The organism is Rhizobium sp. TRM96647 (assembly GCF_025780115.1).
Taxonomy (GTDB): domain Bacteria; phylum Pseudomonadota; class Alphaproteobacteria; order Rhizobiales; family Rhizobiaceae; genus Mycoplana.
Map to the genome: position 1 here is coordinate 96,735 of NZ_JAOXHF010000003.1, position 22,659 is coordinate 119,393.

At 64.3% G+C, this 22,659-nt stretch carries 23 protein-coding genes and 1 tRNA gene; 10 read left to right on the plus strand and 14 right to left on the minus strand.

The annotated features are described in order from the left end of the window. Positions 1-50 precede the first annotated feature (50 nt). Positions 51-611, plus strand: coding sequence for an NADPH-dependent FMN reductase (locus tag OCK02_RS06310; RefSeq protein ID WP_263812665.1), 561 nt, complete (start codon positions 51-53; stop codon positions 609-611). A 108-nt stretch (positions 612-719) separates the two neighbouring features. On the opposite strand, the gene OCK02_RS06315 is transcribed toward OCK02_RS06310, so the two are convergent. From OCK02_RS06315 to OCK02_RS06325, 3 genes are all read right to left on the minus strand, one after another. Further along, entirely contained in the window at positions 720-2,276 is a 1,557-nt protein-coding gene (locus OCK02_RS06315; RefSeq protein WP_263812299.1) for a VOC family protein, read from the minus strand. Between the two features lie 105 nt (positions 2,277-2,381). Then, positions 2,382-3,233, minus strand: coding sequence for an SDR family NAD(P)-dependent oxidoreductase (locus OCK02_RS06320; protein ID WP_263812300.1), 852 nt, complete (start codon positions 3,231-3,233; stop codon positions 2,382-2,384). Positions 3,234-3,362: 129 nt separating this feature from the next. Further along, positions 3,363-3,578, minus strand: coding sequence for a hypothetical protein (locus tag OCK02_RS06325; protein ID WP_230807014.1), 216 nt, complete (start codon positions 3,576-3,578; stop codon positions 3,363-3,365). Positions 3,579-4,326: 748 nt separating this feature from the next. Between OCK02_RS06325 and OCK02_RS06330 the strand changes: the two genes are divergently transcribed. Further along, a complete protein-coding gene (locus OCK02_RS06330; protein WP_230807013.1) occupies positions 4,327-5,775 on the plus strand; it encodes an efflux transporter outer membrane subunit in 1,449 nt (482 codons plus the stop codon). Between the two features lie 132 nt (positions 5,776-5,907). Here OCK02_RS06330 and OCK02_RS06335 read toward each other — a convergent pair whose 3' ends face one another. Further along, positions 5,908-6,603 carry a GntR family transcriptional regulator gene (locus OCK02_RS06335; RefSeq protein WP_263812301.1) on the minus strand — a complete coding sequence of 232 codons (696 nt, stop codon included), beginning with the start codon at positions 6,601-6,603 and terminating at the stop codon, positions 5,908-5,910. Between the two features lie 144 nt (positions 6,604-6,747). Between OCK02_RS06335 and OCK02_RS06340 the strand changes: the two genes are divergently transcribed. Together OCK02_RS06340 and OCK02_RS06345 are read left to right on the plus strand one after the other, a co-directional pair. Next, positions 6,748-7,587 (plus strand): fumarylacetoacetate hydrolase family protein, encoded by an 840-nt coding sequence (locus OCK02_RS06340; RefSeq protein ID WP_263812302.1) that lies wholly within the window; start codon positions 6,748-6,750, stop codon positions 7,585-7,587. A 322-nt stretch (positions 7,588-7,909) separates the two neighbouring features. After that, complete coding sequence (locus OCK02_RS06345) at positions 7,910-9,976, plus strand: pre-peptidase C-terminal domain-containing protein (RefSeq protein WP_263812303.1); 2,067 nt, start codon at positions 7,910-7,912, stop codon at positions 9,974-9,976. 184 nt (positions 9,977-10,160) lie between these two features. Here the strand turns inward: OCK02_RS06345 and OCK02_RS06350 are convergent, their stop codons facing one another. The 4 genes from OCK02_RS06350 to OCK02_RS06365 form a co-directional block, all read right to left on the minus strand. Continuing rightward, entirely contained in the window at positions 10,161-10,349 is a 189-nt protein-coding gene (locus OCK02_RS06350; protein ID WP_230807009.1) for a hypothetical protein, read from the minus strand. 671 nt (positions 10,350-11,020) lie between these two features. Then, a tRNA-Met gene (locus OCK02_RS06355) sits at positions 11,021-11,097 on the minus strand. Positions 11,098-11,231: 134 nt separating this feature from the next. Continuing rightward, entirely contained in the window at positions 11,232-12,428 is a 1,197-nt protein-coding gene (gene mnmA, locus OCK02_RS06360; RefSeq protein ID WP_263812304.1) for a tRNA 2-thiouridine(34) synthase MnmA, read from the minus strand. A 230-nt stretch (positions 12,429-12,658) separates the two neighbouring features. After that, positions 12,659-13,405, minus strand: a complete 747-nt coding sequence (locus OCK02_RS06365) for a helix-turn-helix transcriptional regulator (protein ID WP_263812305.1) — start codon at positions 13,403-13,405, stop codon at positions 12,659-12,661. A 419-nt stretch (positions 13,406-13,824) separates the two neighbouring features. Between OCK02_RS06365 and OCK02_RS06370 the strand changes: the two genes are divergently transcribed. Then, entirely contained in the window at positions 13,825-14,100 is a 276-nt protein-coding gene (locus OCK02_RS06370) for a DUF1153 domain-containing protein (protein ID WP_007769470.1), read from the plus strand. Between the two features lie 39 nt (positions 14,101-14,139). Here OCK02_RS06370 and OCK02_RS06375 read toward each other — a convergent pair whose 3' ends face one another. Then, a complete protein-coding gene (locus tag OCK02_RS06375; RefSeq protein WP_263812306.1) occupies positions 14,140-14,592 on the minus strand; it encodes a paraquat-inducible protein A in 453 nt (150 codons plus the stop codon). Positions 14,593-14,794: 202 nt separating this feature from the next. Between OCK02_RS06375 and OCK02_RS06380 the strand changes: the two genes are divergently transcribed. Continuing rightward, the gene (locus OCK02_RS06380; protein ID WP_263812307.1) at positions 14,795-15,076 is read left to right on the plus strand and encodes a GNAT family N-acetyltransferase; all 282 of its coding nucleotides are present in this window, start codon (positions 14,795-14,797) and stop codon (positions 15,074-15,076) included. A 153-nt stretch (positions 15,077-15,229) separates the two neighbouring features. Here OCK02_RS06380 and OCK02_RS06385 read toward each other — a convergent pair whose 3' ends face one another. Further along, a complete protein-coding gene (locus OCK02_RS06385) occupies positions 15,230-15,580 on the minus strand; it encodes a flagellar export protein FliJ (RefSeq protein ID WP_230807003.1) in 351 nt (116 codons plus the stop codon). Positions 15,581-16,106: 526 nt separating this feature from the next. Here OCK02_RS06385 and ctrA point away from each other — a divergent pair. Continuing rightward, the gene (gene ctrA / locus OCK02_RS06390; protein ID WP_230807002.1) at positions 16,107-16,808 is read left to right on the plus strand and encodes a response regulator transcription factor CtrA; all 702 of its coding nucleotides are present in this window, start codon (positions 16,107-16,109) and stop codon (positions 16,806-16,808) included. A 164-nt stretch (positions 16,809-16,972) separates the two neighbouring features. Here ctrA and OCK02_RS06395 read toward each other — a convergent pair whose 3' ends face one another. Next, the gene (locus OCK02_RS06395; protein WP_230807001.1) at positions 16,973-17,335 is read right to left on the minus strand and encodes a response regulator; all 363 of its coding nucleotides are present in this window, start codon (positions 17,333-17,335) and stop codon (positions 16,973-16,975) included. A 106-nt stretch (positions 17,336-17,441) separates the two neighbouring features. Beyond that, positions 17,442-18,089: a histidine phosphotransferase ChpT gene (gene chpT / locus OCK02_RS06400; protein WP_230807000.1), complete on the minus strand. Its 648-nt coding sequence runs from the start codon at positions 18,087-18,089 to the stop codon at positions 17,442-17,444. Positions 18,090-18,301: 212 nt separating this feature from the next. On the opposite strand from chpT, the gene OCK02_RS06405 reads away from it, so the two are divergent. Continuing rightward, the gene (locus OCK02_RS06405) at positions 18,302-18,889 is read left to right on the plus strand and encodes a DUF1134 domain-containing protein (RefSeq protein WP_263812308.1); all 588 of its coding nucleotides are present in this window, start codon (positions 18,302-18,304) and stop codon (positions 18,887-18,889) included. A 134-nt stretch (positions 18,890-19,023) separates the two neighbouring features. Further along, positions 19,024-20,187, plus strand: a complete 1,164-nt coding sequence (locus OCK02_RS06410; RefSeq protein WP_263812309.1) for a hypothetical protein — start codon at positions 19,024-19,026, stop codon at positions 20,185-20,187. 37 nt (positions 20,188-20,224) lie between these two features. Here the strand turns inward: OCK02_RS06410 and OCK02_RS06415 are convergent, their stop codons facing one another. Beyond that, on the minus strand, positions 20,225-21,055 hold the full coding sequence (locus OCK02_RS06415; RefSeq protein WP_263812310.1) for a TrmH family RNA methyltransferase: 831 nt from the start codon (positions 21,053-21,055) through the stop codon (positions 20,225-20,227). Positions 21,056-21,062: 7 nt separating this feature from the next. Next, positions 21,063-21,449, minus strand: coding sequence for a hypothetical protein (locus OCK02_RS06420; protein ID WP_263812311.1), 387 nt, complete (start codon positions 21,447-21,449; stop codon positions 21,063-21,065). A 37-nt stretch (positions 21,450-21,486) separates the two neighbouring features. Here OCK02_RS06420 and OCK02_RS06425 point away from each other — a divergent pair, with 37 nt between their 5' ends. Further along, the gene (locus OCK02_RS06425) at positions 21,487-22,509 is read left to right on the plus strand and encodes an RluA family pseudouridine synthase (protein WP_263812312.1); all 1,023 of its coding nucleotides are present in this window, start codon (positions 21,487-21,489) and stop codon (positions 22,507-22,509) included. Positions 22,510-22,659 lie beyond the last annotated feature (150 nt).

Below are 22,659 nucleotides of genomic sequence, written 5' to 3' on the forward strand. Positions count from 1 at the left end.
ATGATTCATCCGCGGAAAGCGGCCCGGCCCCTATGTGAGGAGAGACAATGATGACCAAGCTCGTGGCGATTTCAGGCAGCCTGCGCAAGGCGTCCTACAACACCGCCCTGATGCGCGCCGCGATCGCGATGGCGCCCGAGGGGGTCACGATCGTCGAAGGCACGATCCGCGGCATCCCGCTCTATGACGGCGACGAGGAGACGGCGCACGGCGTGCCGGCCGCCGCGACGGTGCTGAAGGAACTGGTGGCGGAGGCGGACGGGGTCATGCTGTTCACGCCCGAATACAACAACGCCATCCCCGGCGTGTTCAAGAACGCGCTCGACTGGATGACGCGCCCCTCGGCCGACATCCCCCGCATCTTTGCCGGCAAGCCTTTCGCCATTACCGGCGCCTCGCCCGGCAATTTCGGGACACTTCTGTCCCAGGAAGCCTGGCTGCCGATCATGCGCACGCTCGGCACCCGCCCCTGGTTCGGGACCAAGCTGATGGTGTCCAGGGCCGGATCGGTCTTCGACGAGCACGGAAAGATCATCGACGAGGCGACCGAAAAGCGCCTTCGCAGCTTCGTCGAGGGTTTCGCAGCCTTCGTGCGGGAGGCCCGGAGTTAAGGCCGGCGGCCCGGCCGGCGAACGGCCGCCTGATCTCGAACGGAAACACCCTCTTCCCGGTGGGGAAAGAGGGTGTTTTCATTCACAGGCCCGTTGGCAGCCCTGAGGCTATTTCGTCACCTTCTCCATGAACGCCCGTGCCAGTTCGACGTCGGGCAGGCCGATATCGTGTCCAGCGGGCAGGACGCGGTTCTCGACGCTGGCGCCGGCCTCTGAAAGGCGTTTCTCGATCTCCTGGGCATGCGGGCCGTAAGGGTCGGACTGCCCCGTCACCATCAGCACGTTCGTTCCGGTCAGATCCGCATCCTGCGGCGCTTCCAGTGCGTTCATGCCCCGCAGCAGCACCGCGTTGCGGATGACGCCGGGATGCAACTGCATGATCGCCCCCAGCATGTTGGCGCCGTTGGAGTAGCCCAGGAAGACGGTGCGGGCCGGATCGAGCCCGTAGGCCGCGTTCGCCTCGGCGATGAAGGCGACCAGCGCTTCGGCCTCGGAAGCGATCTCCGCCTGGTCGAACGTCGTCATGGTCAGCCGCCGGAAGAATCGCGGATACCCCTCGTCGTTGCTGCGTCCGCGCAGGCTGACGAGCGTTGCATTGGGCGCGACGCGCGCGCCGAAGGGAAGCAGCGTGGTTTCGTTGCCGCCGGTGCCGTGCAGCAGCACCAGCGTGCTGCCGTCCCCCTTCTCGGGGCGGTGGACGCGATGGATGAAAGGCAGGTCCCGTTCGGTCATTCTTTCTTCTCCTGGAAGGGAAAACTGGGGCAGCCGTGCCCGGACGTCGGCCGGATCGGCATGGAGATGCGCGGGCACGAACAGTCTGGTGCCGAGTGTCTCCGGCGGCTCGTCGACGAACATGCCCGGCCCGTCCGAGGCATATTCGATCAGCGCCCCACCGGGTTCGCGCACATAGAGCGAATAGAAATAGGTGCGGTCATGCATGTTGATGTCGCCGGCGCCTTCGGCCTGCAGCACGGTCCCGGCGCGCTCGACCGTGTCCCGGTCGAGCGCCCGCAGGGCGATATGGTCGATCGTGCCGGTGCCGGGCGCCGAGGTCCAGAAGCCGGCGGCATCGCGAATGTCGAGGATGTCGGCGACATCGCTTGCCAGCCGGCGGATGCCGTTGGCAGCCGCGACCGACCGGAAGCCGAAGTGGCGGGTGAGAAACGCCGCCGTGTCCTCCGGCTTCTCGCTGAAGATCGTGGCACCGCGGATGCGCAGGATCGCATCCGCCGCGGCAATGCCGGACGCCAGCCAGGGATCGACCGGCTGAACGCCCGCCTCGCCGACGAGCTTGACGATGATGCCGTCCGGATCCTTCAACCGCAGCACCGGCTCGCCGAACTCCTGCGCCGGTCCGGTCGTCTGGATATTGTACGTCAGCGCCCGCGTCAGCCAGAAGCCGATCGATTCGGGCGCGATCGAGAGCGCGATCTCCGCCGCCTGCCCCGTGCCGACGCGGCCGGGCGATCCGTCCTCCCAGGAGAGAAACGTCAGGAGCGTGCCGGGCGCCCCGGTGCCGCCGCCATAGATGAGATGCAACTGGTCCGCATCCTCGAAGCCGGCCGTCCGCTTGACGAGCCGCAGCCCGAGGAAGCCGACGTAGAAATCGACGTTCGCCTGGATCTTTCGCGTGATCGCGGTGATATGGTGTATGCCGCTGGTCATGGCCGTCCTCCGTTCAGCCACAGACAATCAGGTTTCACGCCGCCGCGACAGCCCGATGCCGGTGACAGCACCGTTCACCATTTGCGAACGAAGATCGCGTCCTCGTCACTTCTTCTCGATCCAGGCCTTGAAGGCCGGGCCGAATTCCGGATGCCAGCGCGACAGCGGCGGCCGGTTCTCGACGATATCGCCGGCCGCCCAGAGGATGCGTTTCTCGTCGGTCGACCGGGCCACCTCGTTGTCCGGGCAGAGGATGTAGAAATCGCCGCGGGCCAGGCTCTCCATCATGAACTCGAGCGTCTGTTCGGGCGTCCAGGCGCCTTCGGGCTTCTCGGTCCTGCCGTTCGACGTCATCCCTGAAAAGACGAAGCCGGGAATGAAGAGGTGGGCGCTGACCTTGCATCCGTCACGGTTCCGCAGGTCGTGCTGGAGCGCCTCGGTAAAGACCTTCACGCCGGCCTTGGAAACGTTGTAGGCGGGATCGCCGGGCGGGGTCGTGATCCCCTGCTTGGAGCCGGTGTTGATGACGACCGCGGCATCGCCGTGCTCCAGCATGCCCGGCACGAACGCCTGGCAGCCGTTGATCACGCCCCACAGATTGACGCCCAGCACCTTTTCCCAATTCTCGCGCGGCCCCATAATCGTGCTGCCGGGCTGGACGCCGGCATTGTTCATCAGCACGTGAACCCGGCCGAAGCGTGCCCGCGCGGTCTCCTGCAACCCCTCCACCGAGGCGGGATCGGAAACATCCGCAGCGACCGCCAGCACGTCCTTCTCCCCGCCTGCAGCATCGCGGGCGACGATGGCGGTTGCCGCATCGAGGCGCGGCCCGCCGAGGTCGGCGAGCACGACACGCATGCCGAGCCCGGCAAACCGTTTCGCCGCCGCCAGCCCGATGCCGGAGGCGGCACCGGTGACGACGGCGACATTCGAGGGTGTGAAGGCAGGATGTGGCATGGCAGGTATCCATCCGTCAGGTCTGTTGAAGGAGAACGCCACCCTATTCCGAAAGGGCGGCGGTCGATAGGACGGATGTAGGGACGACGCTGGCGATGTCCACGCCAGATCGAAGCTTTGGGGAAAGTGTCAGGCGGCGGTGAGGCCGCCGGTGGTGCGAGGGCCGGCGGCGGCCGGATCGCTCATCAGCTTGCGGATCGCGTCACGAACTTCGTCTGCGGAATTGAACCGCTTCGAATCCAGATCCCACACATGATACTTGACGGCGACGAACTTCAACCTATCCTGGTCCGGAACGACGACCCCGACGGCTTCCCCGCCGATCTCGATAACTTGCTTTTCCATAGTAACTCCTGCCATGCGCAAGCACAGCGAATATCTTTCTTGCGTATCGTTCGAAGTAGAGAACGTTACATTCGGCGGAGGGCCGAAAGTTTCATTCCGAATTTCGTTCCGCGACAGGAGAAAACATCACCAGCGGAAGCGGTGTTGGCATTGCGATGCATATTCACACTCCCTTGGTTGGGCCACACGCCATGGTGGCGGTGTGGAGAGGTTGGACAGCTCTATAGGGATAGCCCCTCGGCTACGTTCGATGAGATAGGCGATACAACTCGCCTTGTCAACTCGACCCCACGTTTTTTGGGAAATTTTTGCGCCGAAATCATATGATAATTGGTTTGGCGGAAAATTCTTCGCACATGCAGCACGACAGAGAAATGAGCTTGCATTCCACATTTTTTGGGCATTCGCTCTTTTTCTGGGCGGAACCACCATCCGGAAGCCGCAAAATTTTCACGCAAAAGACGTATTCGCCACAGTTGCAAATCGATCCTAAGGCGTATCTGTGACACCGAAACCGGGACCAAAACGCAACATATGGCGTGAATTACTCGCGATTCCGGATGAACGACGGACGAAAACCCATTGGCAAGGTTTTTTGCGTAGTTATGTTGTGCTCGATGATTCTGGGCGGAGCCGGCCATGGCGTCGCCCCGTTGAAAGCGCGTTAACCATAACACGTGGATGATGCGCGAATCGCCAATTGGACTCGAGATTGTGAGCCGCGGTGTTGAGCGGTTCGGGGAAAAACATGAAGATTGTAAAATCCCTACTGCCGCTGACGATGTTGCTGCTCAGCGGATGCGTCGTGGGGCCGGACTACCAGGCGCCCGACACCGCCCTGCCGGGCAAGTTTTCGGAAGCCGCCGGGAAATCGGCAGGCGACACCACGCTGGATCCATGGTGGGAAAACTTCCGCGACAAGCGCCTCAATGAGCTTGTTTCCCGCGGGATGAACGAAAACCTCGACGTCCTGCAATCGCTGGAGCGCATCTCCGAGGCGCAGGCGAACGTGATCCTCGCCGGCGCCGGCGGGCTGCCGCAGATCAATGCCGGCGGCAACGCCACCGCATCGGGACAGGACGGTTCGCTGCTCCAGAGGCAGTCCGGCGTATGGCATACGCAGTCGAAGGACCTGGCCGGCAGCGCCGGCGCCTCCTGGCTGCTCGACTTCTTCGGACAGTACCGCCGGGCGCGCGAATCCGCCAACGCCTCGCTCGATGCCGCCTACGACAACGTCAACGTCGCCCGGCTCGCCTATCTCAACGAGCTGACGACCACCTATATCAGCGCCCGCTTCTTCCAGGAGGCGCTGGCGCTGAACCGGCTGAACCTGCAGTCGCGCCGGGAAACGCTGAAGCTGACACAGGACATCCGCGCCGCGGGTGCCGCCTCCAGCCTCGACGTCGTGCAGGCCGAGGGCCTCGTCAACCAGACGCTGGCGGAAATCCCGCCGCTGGAGACGGGCTTCTACCAGTCCGCCAACCGCGCGGCGACGCTGCTCGGCGTGCCGGCGGCGACGATCACGCCGCAGCTCATCAAGGCCGGCCCGCAGCCGACGCCCCGCCATTCGACCCGCGTCGGCGTTCCCGCCGACCTCATCCGCAACCGCCCGGACATCCGCGCGGCCGAACGGAACCTGGCCGCAGCCACGGCCCAGATCGGCGTCGCCGAATCGCAGCTCTATCCGAGCCTGACGCTCGACGGCACCATCGGCGCCGCGCGCACGATCAGCGCGATCACGGGCAACGTCACCTCATGGTCATTCGGCCCGACGCTGACCGTGCCGATCTTCAACGGCGGCGCCCTGCGCGCGCAGGTCGATATCGCCGATTCGGTCGCCAAGCAGCAGTATTTCGCCTGGAAGCAGACCGTGCTGAACGCGGTGGAAGAGGTGGAGAACGCGCAGACCGCGCTCATCCGCGACTACCAGACCGTTGCAGCACTTCGCAGGCTCGTGGCCTCGAACGAGGAGGCTCTGTCGCTCGCGCGTGAAAGCTATCGCGGCGGCGCCAGCACGATCCTCGACGTCCTCGACGCCGAGCGCAACGTCGCAAACAGCCGCCTGACGCTGGCCTCGTCCATTCGCTCGCTGGCCAACGACTACGTCTCGCTCAACGTGGCGATCGGCGGCGGTTCGGCGATCGAGACGCCCGTGCCGACGCCGGCCCCCGGCCGCAAGGTCGCAGCCACGCAGTAAGAAGGCGCAAGGCCGCCAAACCAGAATGCCCCGGAACCATACGGTTGCCGGGGCATTTTCGTTCCGGCACGGTCGCGACGGCGCCGGCAGCCGGTCCCGCGCAATCGGTCGATATCGGTGTGGCTGGTCTTCTCAGACGTTCCTGCCGTCGAAGAAGGCCTCCAGAGCGTCGGCCGTGCCCTGGTAGTGCGCATGCAGGGCGGCGACCGCCCCTGCCCCGTCGCGCGCGAGCGCAAGGTCCATCAACTGCCTGTGCTCGGCATCCGCGTCGCGTCGCCGGCCCGACAGGCTGACCGACACGCGCCGGTACCGGCCGGCATGGCCGAAGAGGCGCAGGCAGGTGTCGAGCAGGATCGGCGAACCGCAGGCGGAGATCAGCGCCCGGTGGAAGGCGGCATGGCGCTCGTCCCAGTCGTCGCGGATGACCGAGGGCATGTCGTCGCGTCCCTGTGGCACCCGCGCCAGCAGGTGATGCGCGGCAACGAGGCGCGCCTCCCACTGGCCGTCCCCCCTCTCGATCGACAGCCGCAGCGCCTCGCCCTCGCAGAGCTTGCGATTGGCGGTGATGTCGCGCAGTTCGGCCAAGGACAGCGGCGCGACGCTGAAGCCGCGGTGATCGTCCAGCACCGTGAACCCTTCTGCCGTCAGTCGCGCCAGCGCCTCGCGCACTGGCGTCACGCTCATCGTGCACAGGGCCTGCAGGTCAGAAAAGCGCATCCTGTCGCCGGGGCGCAACAGGCCGTCCTGGATCGCCCCGCGGATGCGCTCATAGGCTTCGCCGGCAAGGGTCTTTCCCGTCGGCCTGTCTGCCGGCCTGTCTGCGGCCATCCGCGTCGTCCTTCATTTTTTGCCAAATGGCACCGATTTTCGAAAATCGTTGACACCTTGTAAGACTCATGGAAGTTGGAGCGCAACAGAATTCGAACCGTGCGCCCTTCGTAGAGCGGCGCCGCATCTGATGGAGGTTGCCGCATGAAACTCGTTCGCTATGGAAAGCCGGGAGCGGAGAAGCCGGGTCTTGTCGACGCCGAGGGCAAGGTGCGCGATCTCTCGGCCGTCGTCCCCGACATCGCCGGCGAGGTGCTCGGCCGCGAAAGCCTGAAGCGGCTGCGGTCGCTGGACCCGACGAGCCTCCCGCTCGCTCCCGCAGGCGAACGCTTCGGCGCCTGCGTCGGCCGCGTCGGCAACTTCATCGCCGTCGGCCTGAACTATGCCGACCACGCCGCCGAAAGCGGCATGGCCGTCCCGCCGGAGCCGGTGCTGTTCAACAAGGCCCCGTCCTGCGTCGTCGGTCCCGACGACACGATCCTCATCCCCCGCGGTTCGGAGAAGACCGACTGGGAAGTCGAACTCGCGATCGTCATCGGCGAGCGCGCCTCCTACGTCTCGGAGGCCGAGGCGCTCGACTACGTTGCCGGCTACTGCATCTGCAACGACATCTCCGAGCGCGCCTACCAGACCGAGCGCAGCGGCCAGTGGATGAAGGGCAAGGGCTGCCCGACCTTCGGCCCGATCGGCCCCTGGCTCGTCACCGCCGACGAGGTCGATACCGCCGACCTTTCCATGAAGCTCAGCATCAACGGCGAGACGGTCCAGGACGGTTCCACCGCGACGATGGTCTACAAGGTGCCCTTCCTCGTCCACTACATCTCGCAGTTCATGATCCTCGAGCCCGGCGACGTGATCACCACCGGCACACCGCCGGGCGTCGGCATGGGCATGAAGCCGCCGCGCTACCTGAAGCCCGGCGACCGCATGGAAGTCACCATCGCAGGCCTCGGCCTCCAGCGCCAGACGGTCGCCCAGGGGTAACAGGTCGGTCTGACGGCATAGCTGCAGGGCTGCCACCCGGCCCTTGCCAACCCTGACGCCCGGGTCATCGCACCACCCGTGAGCATGAGAAACGAAAGCCGCGCCCGGTTCATCCCGGCCGCGGCTTTTCTGCGTCCGCCTCCAAGCGAAAATCAAAAGTTGCACAATCCCGGCAATCCACAGATGTGCATTTTGCCCGGGGAATGCGCCCGCCCGTGTGCTGCAAAAGCAGCCGCCAGCACGCCACGACGACTTGCGTCTGCGGAAGGCGTCGAATATTCACCGAACGGTATTTTACGTCAAGATTCAAGGAGTTCCATTCATGTCATCAATTCCCGGAAACACCACGACGACCGCTACCATTGCACAAGGGCAGATCGTCAATGGTGAACTGACCACCTCCGGAGACAGCGATTGGTATCGCGCCACGTTCTCGGCAGGCCTCAGTTACGGCTTCCGTGTATCCGGCGATGGATCCGGCACCTCCCTGCCGGACCCAGACCTCTATCTCTACGACGCCAACGGCAACAGGATCGCAGGCAGCACCAACTACAGCAACAGCAGCACGATCCTCAATTACCCCACAGCCACCGGCGGCACCTTCTATGTCGGCGTCACCGACACCGTCGACCTCGGAAAATATGTCCTCACCTGGCTTGGAAACGATACGATACGGCGCGACATTTCTACCACCGCGACGCTTTCGCAGGGGAGGACCGTCAGCAGCGCCATCGACGTGTCGGGTGATTCCGACTGGTTCAAGGTGAGCCTGAAGGCCGGCCTCGACTACGGCTTTGCCGTCAGCGGCGACGGGACGACGACGTCCTTGCCGGACCCCGATATCCATCTGCGCGATGCCAATGGCACCAGGGTCGTCTCCAACACCAATTACAGCAACAGCAGCACATCGATCGCGCACGCCGCCAGCCAGTCGGGCACCTACTTCGTAGAGGTCACCGACACGGTCGACACCGGAAACTACAAGCTGACCTGGCTTGGAAACGACACCATCCTGCGCAACACAGCCACCACCGCCGTTCTCGGGCAAGGCAAGACGATCACCAGCAGCATTGACGTGAGGGGCGACGCCGACTGGTTCAAGGTCACATTGCAGGCAGGCATCAGCTATGCCTTCAAGGTGGCCGGAACGGGCGCGTCGAAATTGCCGGACGGCGACATCCACCTTCGCGATTCCAACGGAAACGTCATCGCGGGAGAGACAAACTACTCCTACCCGGTCGGGCTGGTCACCTTCACCCCAAAGAATAGCGGCACCTATTTCGTCTCGGTCACGGACAGTTCGGATATCGGAGGCTACGTGGTGTCGAACAATGGCTTCGATACGGTCGTCAACAATGCCGGCACCAATCGCAGCCTCGCTGTCGGAACGAGTCTCACAGGCCAGATCGACGTCGAGCGCGACAGCGACTGGTACGCCTTTTCCGTCAAGTCCGGCGTCACCTATCAGTTTTCCGCCAGCGGCACCGGAAGCGCCGGCGCGGAAGGAATTCTCCTGAACCTTCGTGACGCGAACGGCAATCGCATCGCCTACGATTTCGATAGCAAGGCCACCATCGAGTTCAAGGCCACGAGCAGCGGCACGGTCTATCTCGACGTCGCCGGGCAATATTCCACGACGACAGGAAAATTCGTCCTGTCGGCCGTTTCGGATCAAGCCGTCCTCAAAGGCACGTCGGGTGCCGACGCTCTTACCGGAGGGAGCACCAAGACGACGATTTACGGTTATGCCGGCAACGACCACCTGAGGGGCGGGGCGGGCAACGACATCCTGATCGGCGGCAAGGGAGGCGACCGGCTGGACGGCGGTGTGGGCAAGGACACGGCTTCCTATCAGGATGCGACGAAGGGCATCACCGCCAGCCTCGCCAAGGCTTCGAGCAACAAGGGCGACGCGAAGGGCGACGTCTACGTCTCGATCGAGAACCTGACCGGCTCGCGTTATGCCGACAAGCTGACCGGTGACGGCAAGGCCAACGTTCTGATCGGCGGCGCCGGCAAGGACGTGCTGACCGGCGGAAAGGGAGCGGACGACCTCTACGGCGGCAAGGGAGCCGACACCTTCGTGTTCAAGTCCGTCTCGGAACTGTCCAAGTCGAAAGGCAAGACCGACACGATCTTCGACTTCTCGCGCAAGGAGAAGGATCATATCGATTTTTCCGGCATCGACGCCAACACCGGCAAGAAGGGCAACCAGGCGTTCGACTTCGTCGGCACCGACAAGTTCTCCAAGACCGCCGGCGAACTGCGTTATGTCAAGGAAAAGAAGGACACCTACGTCTATGGCGACGTCAATGGCGACGGCAAGGCTGACTTCGTGCTTCACCTTGACAGTCTGGTGAACCTGAAGGCCGGGGACTTCATTCTCTAAGGCATCGCACCGACCGCGATCATGAGAAAACGAAAGCCGCGCCCGGTTCATCCCGGCCGCGGCTTTTCTTTATCTGGCAAGCACCCGTCCTTCGCCTTGAAGGAGCGAGGCCGGAAAAATCATCCTCAGATCGCACGCCATGGAACAAGCACCGATCGAATGACGCGAAGCGGACCTGCTCTCCTCAGGCCGCCAGCCGTTCGGTGGAGGACATGTGCGTATGGACCGCACCCTGGAGCTGGCCGAGAGTCGCGAACCGGCGCTGGTCCAGGTCGAAGACATGGAACTTGACGGCGACGAAACGCAGCGCGCCCTCTTCCGGGATCGCGATGCCGACGGGCACGCCCGCATATTCGATGACTTGCTTGCTCATGACGTTGCTCTTCAAAAATGCTTTGCGGAAACCGCCCTCGAAGGCGGCTAGAAACGGAACCCGGTACAAAGCAACGCACAACAACACGATCGGCCCGCACGGGGCATCAAACCGGAATAGTCCATCCGTCCGCCCCTTTCGGTTGCGCCTCGATAATCCACAATATTTATATACTATTTTCCCGGGTCAGGTTCAACGGAAAACCGCAAACAGACGAAAGAAAAATCTAAGCATCCTCGATAACGATCACAATTTGGGAAATTTCATCCCACGATCGGCGACAACGCAGATTTTTCTTCTGGCGTAAACGCCGGATTCCTCGACAACAAGCCAGCAACCGGCGGCCGGCCCCTGCAAGACAGGTGGCGCTGTACCGGGCACCTGGGTGACATGGTCGACCTCCCGCTGGCGGCAGCGAGCTGAGCGCCTCAACGTGACCAAGGACGAGCGACGACCACATTTGGCGCGCAAGCTTCATCATTGTGATCTGGGATTATCGACCTTGAGCAGAGAACCCTGCAGACCGTTGACAACCCGTTCGGCACGAGGTTGTCACCTATGTCTCAGGTACGTTCCGTTGCCTATGTCTCCGGGCCGGACAAGAAGACAAATTGCAGCGGAGATCCGTTCTGGCCGCCTCCCCCAACTCCTAACAAGGTTGGGGGGGAATATGGTAGCGGAGGAGGGATTCGAACCCCCGACACAAGGATTATGATTCCTCTGCTCTAACCTACTGAGCTACTCCGCCGCCGGGCGAAACGGGAAACTTTGCTTGTGTTTTCCGTTCGGGACGGGCGGCTTATAGGGTGCCTGTCCCCAAAGTGTCAAGCGTCGTTTCCGGCAAAAGTGCGCGACCGTGCAACGGCTTGTGAATTGGCTGCCTCAGGCCGCGACGGGGCTGGACAGGATGCGCTTCAACGCGGCTTCCGCAGACGATTCACGCTCCGAACGGGCGATGAAGCCGCCGCCGTAGACGCGCGCGTCCTCGCCCTCGCCCGAATAGAGCACGCAGGCCTGGCCGGGGGCGACGCCGGCCTCGCCCTTCTCCAGCTCCACATAGAGGCCCTCTTCGTCGCGGTGCAGCACCGCAGGGCGCGGCGGGCGGGTCGAGCGCACCTTGGCAAAGCAGGAGAAGCCCCCGGCTGCGACGGCCATGAGTTCGCCGTCGCCGATCCAGTTGACGTCGCGCAGATAGAGCCGACGTGTGTCCAGCGCCTCCTTCGGGCCGACGATCACCCGGCGCGAGCGCGCGTCGAGATAGACGACGTAGAGCGGCTCGCCGGTCGCAATGCCGATGCCGCGCCGCTGGCCGATCGTATAGTGCAGGATGCCCTCGTGCCGGCCGAGCACGCGCCCGTCGATATGGACGATGTCGCCGGAAAGCGCCGCGTTCGGCTTCAGCTTGGCGACGATGTCGGAATACTTGCCCTGCGGCACAAAGCAGATGTCCTGGCTGTCGGCCTTCTTGGCGACGACGAGGCCCATTTCCTCGGCGAGCGCGCGCGTCTCCGCCTTGGACAGGTGCCCGAGCGGGAAGCGCAGGTAATCGATCTGCTCCTGGGTGGTGGCGAAGAGGAAATAGCTCTGGTCGCGCTCGGCATCCACGGGGCGGTAGAGCGCACGGCGCGCCGGATCGTCCGGCGCAGGGTTCGGCCGCGAACGGATATAGTGGCCGGTCGCCAGTGCATCGGCGCCGAGCTCCCGCGCGGTCGCAAGCAGATCGGCGAACTTGACTGTCTGATTGCAGGCGACGCAGGGGATCGGCGTCTCGCCGGCGATATAGCTCTCGGCAAACGGATTGATCACCGTCTCGCGGAACCGCTTCTCGTAGTCGAGCACGTAGTGGGGAATGCCGAGCGTCTCGCAGACGCGGCGCGCATCGTCGATGTCCTGGCCGGCGCAGCACGAGCCGGCGCGGTGAACGGCCGCGCCGTGGTCGTAGAGCTGCAGCGTGATGCCGAGAACGTCGTAGCCCTCGCGCTTGAGCAGGCCGGCGACGACGGACGAATCCACCCCGCCCGACATGGCGACGACGACGCGCGTATCTTCTGGCTTCCTGTCGAAATCGAGACTGTTCACGCTGTCCATCCGGAATTGTCCAAGGGGTCGTGCCGGGATGCTGAATGTAGCGATCGCTTGCGGCCTTCCCTGCCCGCCTGCGGGCACTTGCCGCGACATATAGAAACTTGCGCCGCCGGGGGCAAGAGAAGGCTCGATTTCGGCCGGCCCGGCACGCCGCGACTGAGTGATGCGGCCCCTGCAGCGGCGCGTCAGCGCGACTGGCCGCCGCCGCCACGGATCACGCCAGATCAGATCAGCTTCATCCGCATCGCCGAAGCGATCGCCTGCATCCGGTTGACCGCGCCCAGCTTCTTTGCCGCCGACTTGAAGTAGCTCGAGACGGTGTAGGCGGAGATGCCGAGGATGATGGCGATCTCGTCGCTGCTCTTGCCCGCGGCCGCCCAGCGCAGACATTCGATCTCGCGGCCCGACAGCTTGTCCTTCACGACAGGATGGCGGACGAACGTCTGCTCCAGGCAGGCGAACAGTTGCACGGCGGCAAAGTAGAGCTGCGCCAGCTCGTCCCCGCCGCGCGGCGGCTCGCTGCCGGAAAAGACCATGGCGAAGGGCTCGCCGGCCGTGGTGTGCAGCAGGAACGCCAGCGACACGGCAAGCTCGTGCCGCTCGGCGAGCGCGGCTGCGGCGTCCGCCGCCGGGCCCGGATCCTTTGGCGCCAGCAGCGAGCCGTCGCCGAGAAAGGGACGCTTGGTCTGCGCCACCTCGGTCGCCAGCCGGCTCTCGTGATAGATGTCGAGATCGTCATAGCCGCGCACCAGGTCGGTCGGCCAGCTGCTGATCACGAGGCGCTCCGAAAACTGCCGGCGATCGCCGACGGGCAGGCGCGCCACCAGGAAATGGCCGAACCCGAAATGGCTGGCGCAGCGCCGCAGGAGCTGCAGGACCTCGTATTCGGTCCTGACCTCCTCCAGCCGCGCCCCTGCGAGGAAGGCGGGCGACCAGTGCGGAAATGTTGTTACCTCGTCAGGCTGTCTCATCTCGTGCTTCCAATTGCCGCCGCGGTCACAAAGCCGTCTCGACCGCTGCCCGGCTTGCGCCGATGCGTGCGCGGTATCGGTGATATGCATGGAAGATTGTGCATTCCCCGGGGACGAAAACACGGATCGACACGACGCATGCATATTGCAGGAGCTCTGCGGTTGATCGAACGGATACCACCCCTGACTTGTGCGGGGTCTACCAGAAGCGATGGAAAAATGAAAATGGTCAATTCTCATGGCGGCCCGAATCCGGATGCCGGCGGCTGCGACGCGGGCCCGTCCCGAGCCTGCGTCCGAAGCAGTTACGCACCGTAACCCCTCCAATTCTTAGCAAATTGTTACAATGTGCTTAGGCAAATTTTAAATGTGGCGAACTACAGTCGGCCCATATGGTCTTGTGTGTAGTAGAGAGTCCTATGACCGAATTGATACGACCCCGCGTAAAGTATGTCATCGGCCCCGATGGCAGCCCTTTGACGATCGCCGACCTGCCGCCTGCGAACACGCGGCGCTGGGTGATCCGCCGGAAGGCTGAAGTCGTCGCCGCTGTCCGCGGGGGCCTGCTCAGCCTCGAGGAAGCCTGCGAGCGCTATACGCTGACGGTCGAGGAATTCCTGTCCTGGCAGTCCTCGATCAACGACCACGGCCTCGCCGGCCTGCGCACCACGCGCATCCAGCAGTACAGACACTGATCCGCCCTCACCGGCAACGAAATTACCCGGCGGCCGCACTCAATGCGGCCGCAGCCGCATCTGCAGGATCCCCGTCAGTATCGCCGAGCCTGTGTAGAACCAGAGCCCCGGCTGCGTGAAGGCCGCGGCCATGCCGCTGGTCTTGGCCGAGAAGATCACCAGCGCCACCAGCACGACATCCATCATCGACCAGCGCGAGAGAAGCGGCAGCAGGCGGGCGAGCAGCCGGTCGCGCACCGCGTTCCCCGGCGGCGTCGTCGCCTCGAAGGCGACCCCGATCAGCTTGACCACCGGGAAGACCACCGATAGCAGGCCGACGAGCACGGCCAGCATCCGGTTCTCCTGCAGCCAGAGCGAGGCGATGATGCCGAGCAGCGAGGGCGCCTCGGTGAAGAAATAGAGCTTCTCGAACAGCACGAGCGGCAGGACCATGCCGAATCCGAGCGACAGGGCGGAAAGGACAAGGAGTGCGGGAACGACCAGTGCAGCCATGCGTTGCCTCGTTTCGGTTCACGCATCCATAGCATCGCCCGTTCGTCCGCACAGCCTCCGCCGGCGGATGCCCCCGGATGAGGCACGGCGCTCCAACAGTTTTTTCGCACGAAAGGCTTTGAGCGGCGGCGGACAAACCCTATGTCCTTCTCCATCCGGCCGGATCGCAGGCACGGTCGAAGAAGGAACGGAGATCGCAGACATGGACATTCAGGGCGAAGAGAACGGCTCGCACGGGCGCTACTCCGTCACCGTCGACGGCCACCAGTCGGAGATGACCTATTCCCGCGCCTCGCCGCATCTCGTCATCGTCGACCACACCGCCGTTCCCGACGCGCTGCGGGGACGCGGGGTCGGCCAGGCGCTCGCCCTTCACGCCGTGGAGCAGGCGCGGGCCGGCGGCTGGAAGATCAATCCGCTCTGCCCGTTCATGCGCGCCCAGTCCCTGCGACACCCGGACTGGAACGACGTCGTCAACGTCTGACCGCGCGCATTCCAGGGCGTATACGCAAAAGAAGAGCCCTCATGACCGGCCGGTTATCGCGGTCATGAGGGCTCTTCCTGCAAGCGGCATCGCCGGCGCCCGAGGCGCATCGGCGTCCATCCTGTGCTTCGGCGCCCTTGCTCCCGACGCCCGTCAGGCGCGGATGCGGATCGCGTTGTCGCGCTCTTCCAGGGCGGCGGCTTTGGCGAATTCGGCCTCGGCCTCCTCCAGGGTGAGCTCGGCTGCGTCCTGCTGCACCTTCAGCTCGCGAATGGAGACCAGAAGGTTGTCGGCACGCTGCCGCGCGGCCTTGGCGAAGGTCGGATAGGCAAAATGGTTGGGGTCGGAGATGCCCGACTTCTTTTCTTCGATGGCGATCTGGCTTTCCAGTTCCTTCGACATCCGTTCGAATTCGGACATCATCATCTGTAACTGGCTCAGCTGCCGCCTCTTTTCCTTCACCTGAAATTCCTTCAGGCGAACAAGGCTCTCACGTGACTTCATACGCAATACTCCCGTGGATAGCGAGACCCCGGCATCAGGCGGGCGGCACACGACATGCGCGACGCCCGACCACACAAGCTAAAGGCATGCTTCGCGTGATACTGATCCGCGAAGCAGGCCGACATTTTCGCCCCGAACCGGCCGAACGAACCGGCCTTCTCGAAAAAATTTCTGCGATATTAACGAATTCCTACCGCTGGTAACCTTTCGTTTACGGGCATCGTTAATCATAGGCGTCATGATTTAAGGGTCGGTAAATGCAAAACCCAAAATGCCGTAGGCCTTGTAATCACGAGTCGAAAGAGTCGCTTAGCGCGATTTCCTCACAATGAACGTGAGGAGCGCGCTTTGAAATTTCCATATGAATTCAGGGAGCTGCTAAAATTATTTAACAACTTCGATCCATCTTGCCAGAGTGAATCAGAATTTGTTAACCATTCGGTGGCAGCCTCCAAATCAGGCAACGACTGGATCCGTATCGCGTAGAGGGGCCAGGATACCTTGAGCGGCGGAAAAGGGGACGGAAATGCGCGTACTACTCATTGAAGACGACAGCGCCACGGCGCAGAGCATCGAGTTGATGCTCAAATCCGAAAGTTTCAATGTCTATACGACTGATCTGGGCGAAGAGGGTGTCGATCTCGGCAAGCTCTACGACTACGACATCATCCTGCTCGACCTGAACCTTCCGGACATGTCGGGCTATGAAGTGCTGCGCACGCTGCGCCTGGCCAAGGTGAAGACGCCGATCCTGATCCTCTCCGGCATGGCCGGCATCGAGGACAAGGTGCGCGGCCTCGGCTTCGGCGCAGACGACTACATGACCAAGCCCTTCCACAAGGACGAGCTCGTGGCCCGCATCCACGCCATCGTCCGCCGCTCCAAGGGCCATGCGCAATCGGTCATCACCACCGGCGAGCTGATCGTCAACCTGGATGCCAAGACCGTCGAGGTCGGCGGCCAGCGGGTGCACCTGACCGGCAAGGAATACCAGATGCTCGAGCTGCTCTCGCTGCGCAAGGGCACGACGCTGACGAAGGAAATGTTCCTCAACCACCTCTACGGCGGCATGGACGAACCGGAACTGAAGATCATCGACGTCTTCATCTGCAAGCTGCGCAAGAAGCTTGCGAACGCCGCCGGCGGCGCCAACTACATCGAGACGGTCTGGGGCCGCGGCTACGTGCTGCGCGAGCCCGATGGCGGCGAATACGCCGAAATCGCCTGACACAGTCGTCTTCCACCGCCCCATCGACGAACCCGCCCTCGCCGGCGGGTTTTTCTTTGCCTGCGATTGTGGAGCTATGAGAAGCGGCACAGACGAAAAACGCGACAGCGAGGGGCTGCCGCGTCGTGGATTCGAAAGGCCTCCGCCAGGCGTGCGTCGACGCGTCAGGCGGCGATCGAGAGATTGGCAAACACGCTGGTGAGGATCTTGCGGTCGAAGGGCTTCAGCAGGAAGTCGTCCGCCCCTGCCCGCTTGCCCATCATCATCTTCCTGAGGTCGGCCTCGACCACGCAATAGAAGATGCGGACGGTGTCGCCCTTGGGCAGCATGCGGATGTTGCCGATGAGTTCGAGTGCGCCGTCCATCGTCGAATCCACGATCACGACGTTGGGAAGGTCGGCCTCGCAGCGGACGAGGGCTTCGAGCGAGTTGGAGGCTTCGAGCACGAGATAGTCGAGGCCCGAGAGGATCCTCTTTCCGACCTTGCGGACGACATCCGAGCCATCCGCAATCATGATGCGACGCATGACCTGCTCCAGTTCCCCGCTCACACGAACGGCCGATTATGAAGCAAGTGTAGCCTTACCTGGCAAATAAATGGTTACCGGCCGGCGGCTCCCGTCTCGCATTTGCTCAGGCGGCGGCCATCCTGGCGACGAAGGTGATTTCCTCCGGCGAGGCGATCACGTCGAGCTTCATCCCCGCTTCGTCGGCGAGCAGCACCGTGTAGTAGGGCTGGATGGAGTGGGCATCGACGGCCTCTTCGAGCTGGCCGGAGAGCATCTCGGTGAACTTCGGCGGCACGCGCAGCATGCGGCCCTTCGCCGTCAGACGGAACTCCGCGTCGAGGTCCGGGCGCTCCAGCGTGACGTCGACCGAGCCGCCGCGCGGGATCGCGCCATAGGCGACGAGAAAGAGGTTAAGCAGCAGCTTCACGCGGTTCTTGGCGACGATTGCCCGCGGTCCCGACCAGGTGACCTCGGTCTTCTTTTCGGCTGCGGCGAAATCGCGGGCGGCCTTCTCGGCCTCGCCCGTGTCGATCGAGGCTCCCACCGAGCCCGAGGCGCCGAAGGCGAGCCGGGCGAATTTCAGCCTGACCGAAGCGTTCTGCGCGCTGGTGCGGATCAGGTCCATCGCGTCCTCGTCGGCGCCCCCCTCGTCCAGCAGTTCCAGCCCGTTATTGATCGCACCGACCGGGGAAATGACATCGTGGCAGACCCGGCTGCAGAGAAGCGCCGCAAGGTCGGGGCCGCTCAGGGTGAGGTTCGGATTCTTCGTCATAAAGTTCTCCAAGGACCGCAACCGCCGGCAGCCCGTTTGCGACCGGCAGGGCGCGCATGTTTTCAATTGCCACTTAGCACGCGTAGGTTGCGCGGAGCAGTTTGAATTAGAAGTCAGCCATAAAGACACCACATTTGGTAAACCGATTGTTAACACGATCCGGTCAAATTGAAATCCATGACAGCGTCCCGAACCATGACGAGGGAAGAGACATGCGTGTTTCGAATTTGACCAGGAGGACGGTCCTGCGCGGTGCATTCGGCGGCCTCGTTCTCGCCCATCCTGCGCTCTCCTATGCGGCCCAGCCGGCCGGCGGCTCCACCTATTCGGCCCAGGAGATCGTCGATGCCGGCCACGGCTTCTTCGGCTCGACCACCGGCGGCCTCGCCAAGGTGGTGGAGCGGGCCTTCGAATCCTACGGCCTGCCGAACGGCTACATCCTCGGCCAGGAAGGCTCCGGCGCCTTCGTCGCCGGCCTGACCTATGGCGAAGGCGAGATGAACACCAAGAACGCCGGCAGCCATGCCGTCTTCTGGCAGGGCCCGTCGCTCGGCCTCGACTGGGGCGGCCAGGGCAGCCGCACGATGATGCTCGTCTACAACCTGCCCGACGTGAACGCCCTCTACACCCGCTTTGCCGGCGTTTCCGGCGCGGCCTATGTGGTGGCCGGCGTCGGCATGACGGTGCTGACCGAGCAGAACATGGTGATCGTGCCGATCCGGACCGGCGTCGGCGCGCGCCTCGGCATCAATGCCGGCTATCTCAAGCTCACCCGCAACCCCACCTGGAATCCGTTCTGAGCGGACAAGGCGCACCATCGGCACGCCGCCTGCGCGCTACCGCGAATTTGTGCGAGCCCCCTGTGCAACGGGGCCTCGTCGGCTATAGTGACGCAGGATGATGGGGATGACGGAAGAACGGGACAGGCGTCGTCGTGATTGAATATGCGCTGCTATTCGCCCTCGGCTTTCTTGCGGCCACGCTCGTCGGGCTGATCGTCGCGCCTGCGATCCAGCGTCGCATCGTCGCCTATACGGAAAACCGCATGAAGGCGACCACGCCGCTCAGCCCGCAGGAGGTGCGCGCGCAGACCGACATGGCGCGCGCCGCTTTTGCCGCCGAGAACGCGCGCATGTCGCAGACCCTGGTGCGCGAGCGCGAGAAGGGCACGAAGCTCGCGGTGCAGAACGAGGCGCTCAGGCAGGACATCGGCCGCCTTGCCTCCGACAATGCCGACCTCAGGACACAGATCGACGAGATGAACGTCAACGCCGGCGACCTGCGCTCGGCCATGCGCCATGACGACGAGAAGCATCTTCGGCTCAAGGCGCAACTGGACGCCGCCGAACGGGAGATCCTGCACAAGAAGCGGGAGATCGAGATCCTCAACGCCAATCGCGACCTGATCCAGTCCGATCTCAACGACGGCATGATTTCGCTGGCGGCGCGCGAGACCGAAATCGAGAACCTGAACAGCCACGTCCAGACCCTGCGCCGCGAGCGCGAGAAGCTGCTCGCCGGTCTGCAGGCCGCGCAGGCGACCCTCAAGGAAACGACGCAGCGGCTTGCATACGAGGAGGACCGCACCCGTCAGTTGGAACAGGAGCTTGCGCGCGGGCAGGACCAGAACGCCGGCAAGCCTGAAGCGCTCGAGCGTCGCCTCGCCGGGATCGCCCGGTCGCGCGAAAAGGCGAAGGGCGCCCCCACCGGCACGCCGACGCCCGCGCAGAACGGCCAGACGGCCGAGATGATGCCGCTGCTGGCCTCCCCGCCCGAGACGCCGCTGCTCGCACACGCCAACGGCCATGCGCCGGCACCGGCCGCGCGCGACATAGACATTCATGCGATCGAGGCGGACGTGCGCGACCGGAGCGCTGCGATCACGCAGCGCCTGTCGGATGTGCCCACCCCGGAAACGGATGCGGCACTGCGCGAGGAAATGGCGGACGTCGCCGCAAGGATGATCGTTCTGACCGATGCCCGCGAGGGTGTCGCCTCGCCGATCCGCAGCCTGCTGGACCAGGCGCCTCCCGCCTCCGATCCCCGCCGGCTCAGCCTCGCTCAGCGCGCCAAGGACCTGTTGCCGCCGCAGGAATGAGAATGTGCCGGCGCCGCTGCGGCACCGTCCCAACAGATCAGCCGATCCGCCCCTTGGCGAGCGCCATCTGGTAGAGCGCCACGCCGCTTGCGGTGGCGACGTTGAGGCTGTCGAGCCCCGACTTCTGCGGTATGCGCGCGGTGTGGAACCGTGACAGGATCGTCGCCGGCAGGCCCTCGCCTTCGGTGCCCGCTACCAGCGCCAGCCGCCCGGCCGGAACGATGCTGCCGATCGGAGCCTCGCCCCGCGGCGACAGTGCCCAGATCTCGAAACCCGCGTCGGCCAGCGCTTCCAGCATGGTCTGCGCGCCTCCCTCCCGTGTGAAGGGAACGCTGAGGACGGCGCCGACCGAGACCCGGATCGCCTTGCGGTAGAGCGGATCGCAGCAGGTCTCGTCGAGCAGGATCGCATCCACGCCGAAGGCTGCCGCATTGCGGAAGAGCGAGCCCATGTTGTCGTGGTTGGAGATGCCGCAGGCGGCCAATACGAGACTGTCCGCAGGCAGCGAGGCGATCAGCGTGCCGGCGGCCGGCGCCGCCTCGCGCCGCCCGATCGCGACGACGCCCCGGTGCATGTCAAAGCCCGCGATGGCGTTGAACACCGCCCGGTCGGCCACATGCACGGGAACGTCCGCGGGAAGGCTGTCGAGAACGGCGGCTATGCCCGCAAGACGGTTTTCCAGGACCAGCACGGCCTCCGCCCGAAATCGCCCGCCCGCCGCATGCGAGGCCGCCAGCATCCGCAGCACCACCGTTCCCTCGGCGACGAAGCGCCCTTCCCGTCCCACCAGGTCGCGCTCCCGGATCGCACGGAACGTGGCGATCCGCGGGTCGTCGGCATCGGCAATCCGGATCGGCGCGCCGGCCATCGGGCTGTCAGCGGCCGTTGACGTCGATGTCGGCCACGATGCGGCCGGCCGCGATATCGAACAGGATCGCCTTGCGCGCACCGTCGGCGAGCACGCCGTAGAACAGGATCTGGCCGCCGGACTGCGAGACGGAGGAGACGGCAAAGCCGTCCGGCAGCGTCACCGCGCCGGTGAGCGGCGCATCGCTCGGGACCGGAAGGCCGGCCGACAGCGTGCTTTCGGGCTTGCCATCCGTCCGCGTCACCTTATAGACAATGGCCGCAAGCACCGCCATGAACATGACGAGCATGATGCCACCGGAGACGAGCTGCAGGCGAACCATCTTGCGCCGGACGTTCTCCATCGCGGGGTCGAGCGGCTTGTCTTCCAGTTCATCTGCATCGAATTTCGACATGGGCGGTAGCGTCTCCGACAGTCAGGACAATCTTTGAATGAGCGCCCCCTTTAAACAAGCAGACGACACAAGGAAAGTCCTGACCGCCGGCGAGGACGCGGAGGGCCGGCTGGATGCCTGGCTGGCGGACGCGCTGGACGGCGAACATTCGCGCAGCCGCATCAAGGCACTGATCGAGCAGGGCGCCGTCAGCCTCAACGGCACGGCCGTCACCGAGCCGAAGAAGAAGGTGCATCCCGGCGACGAAATCGTCATCGAACTGCCGCAGCCGGAGGACCCGGAACCGAAGGGCGAGGACATCCCGCTCGAGGTCCTGCACGAGGACGAGGACCTGATCGTCATCCTCAAGCCGGCCGGCCTCGTCGTCCATCCGGGTGCCGGCAATTGGACGGGCACGCTCGTCAACGCCCTGATCCACCATTGCGGCACGAGCCTTTCGGGGATCGGCGGGGTGAAGCGCCCCGGCATCGTCCACCGCCTCGACAAGGAGACGAGCGGCGTCATGGTCGCCGCCAAGAACGACACCGCCCACCGGCATCTCTCCGCCCAGTTTGCCGACCATGGCCGCAGCGGCCCGCTGGAACGCGCCTACCAGGCCGTCGTCTGGGGTCGCCCGCGGCAACTGCGCGGCACGATCGACGCCCCGCTCGGCCGCGCCGGCGACCGCACCAAGCGGGCGGTGAAGCGCGAGGAGAGCGACGATGCCCGCGAGGCGATCACGCATTACGAGGTGGTCGAGCGCTACGGCGAGAAACCGGACGCGACCTGCCTCGCCTCGCTGGTCGAATGCCAGCTGGAAACCGGGCGGACCCATCAGATCCGCGTGCACATGGCCCATATCGGCCATCCCCTGATCGGCGACCCCGAATATGGCGCGGCCTTCCGCACCAAGGCCAATCTCCTGCCCGAGCACGCCCGCGCGGTGGTCAACGCGTTCCACCGCCAGGCGCTGCACGCCCATCTGCTCGCCTTCGAGCATCCGCGCACCTGTGAGGTGATGGCGTTCGAGGCGCCGATGCCGGCCGACATGCAGCAACTGGTCGATGCGCTGCGCAAATAGGCAGTCCTCAGGGGTGACGCGGCGCCCGCCGGCAGGCCAGCCGGGTATACGTCGGTGCGCATCCTTTCGGAGCCGGCCACATCTCGGAAGTAATGTTCCCGCGCACCCTCCGTGACACGGCGGCATGCTCGGCAACGCACGCATCAGAGA

What these genes read in the sequence shown, in the direction of transcription:
- OCK02_RS06310 (WP_263812665.1), top strand. Translation starts at nt 51, where the DNA reads ATGACCAAGCTCGTGGCGATTTCAGGCAGCCTGCGCAAGGCGTCCTAC.
- OCK02_RS06315 (WP_263812299.1), bottom strand. Translation starts at nt 2,276, where the DNA reads ATGACCAGCGGCATACACCATATCACCGCGATCACGCGAAAGATCCAG.
- OCK02_RS06320 (WP_263812300.1), bottom strand. Translation starts at nt 3,233, where the DNA reads ATGCCACATCCTGCCTTCACACCCTCGAATGTCGCCGTCGTCACCGGT.
- OCK02_RS06325 (WP_230807014.1), bottom strand. Translation starts at nt 3,578, where the DNA reads ATGGAAAAGCAAGTTATCGAGATCGGCGGGGAAGCCGTCGGGGTCGTC.
- OCK02_RS06330 (WP_230807013.1), top strand. Translation starts at nt 4,327, where the DNA reads ATGAAGATTGTAAAATCCCTACTGCCGCTGACGATGTTGCTGCTCAGC.
- OCK02_RS06335 (WP_263812301.1), bottom strand. Translation starts at nt 6,603, where the DNA reads ATGGCCGCAGACAGGCCGGCAGACAGGCCGACGGGAAAGACCCTTGCC.
- OCK02_RS06340 (WP_263812302.1), top strand. Translation starts at nt 6,748, where the DNA reads ATGAAACTCGTTCGCTATGGAAAGCCGGGAGCGGAGAAGCCGGGTCTT.
- OCK02_RS06345 (WP_263812303.1), top strand. Translation starts at nt 7,910, where the DNA reads ATGTCATCAATTCCCGGAAACACCACGACGACCGCTACCATTGCACAA.
- OCK02_RS06350 (WP_230807009.1), bottom strand. Translation starts at nt 10,349, where the DNA reads ATGAGCAAGCAAGTCATCGAATATGCGGGCGTGCCCGTCGGCATCGCG.
- OCK02_RS06365 (WP_263812305.1), bottom strand. Translation starts at nt 13,405, where the DNA reads ATGAGACAGCCTGACGAGGTAACAACATTTCCGCACTGGTCGCCCGCC.
- OCK02_RS06370 (WP_007769470.1), top strand. Translation starts at nt 13,825, where the DNA reads ATGACCGAATTGATACGACCCCGCGTAAAGTATGTCATCGGCCCCGAT.
- OCK02_RS06375 (WP_263812306.1), bottom strand. Translation starts at nt 14,592, where the DNA reads ATGGCTGCACTGGTCGTTCCCGCACTCCTTGTCCTTTCCGCCCTGTCG.
- OCK02_RS06380 (WP_263812307.1), top strand. Translation starts at nt 14,795, where the DNA reads ATGGACATTCAGGGCGAAGAGAACGGCTCGCACGGGCGCTACTCCGTC.
- OCK02_RS06385 (WP_230807003.1), bottom strand. Translation starts at nt 15,580, where the DNA reads ATGAAGTCACGTGAGAGCCTTGTTCGCCTGAAGGAATTTCAGGTGAAG.
- ctrA (WP_230807002.1), top strand. Translation starts at nt 16,107, where the DNA reads ATGCGCGTACTACTCATTGAAGACGACAGCGCCACGGCGCAGAGCATC.
- OCK02_RS06395 (WP_230807001.1), bottom strand. Translation starts at nt 17,335, where the DNA reads ATGCGTCGCATCATGATTGCGGATGGCTCGGATGTCGTCCGCAAGGTC.
- chpT (WP_230807000.1), bottom strand. Translation starts at nt 18,089, where the DNA reads ATGACGAAGAATCCGAACCTCACCCTGAGCGGCCCCGACCTTGCGGCG.
- OCK02_RS06405 (WP_263812308.1), top strand. Translation starts at nt 18,302, where the DNA reads ATGCGTGTTTCGAATTTGACCAGGAGGACGGTCCTGCGCGGTGCATTC.
- OCK02_RS06415 (WP_263812310.1), bottom strand. Translation starts at nt 21,055, where the DNA reads ATGGCCGGCGCGCCGATCCGGATTGCCGATGCCGACGACCCGCGGATC.
- OCK02_RS06420 (WP_263812311.1), bottom strand. Translation starts at nt 21,449, where the DNA reads ATGTCGAAATTCGATGCAGATGAACTGGAAGACAAGCCGCTCGACCCC.
- OCK02_RS06425 (WP_263812312.1), top strand. Translation starts at nt 21,487, where the DNA reads ATGAGCGCCCCCTTTAAACAAGCAGACGACACAAGGAAAGTCCTGACC.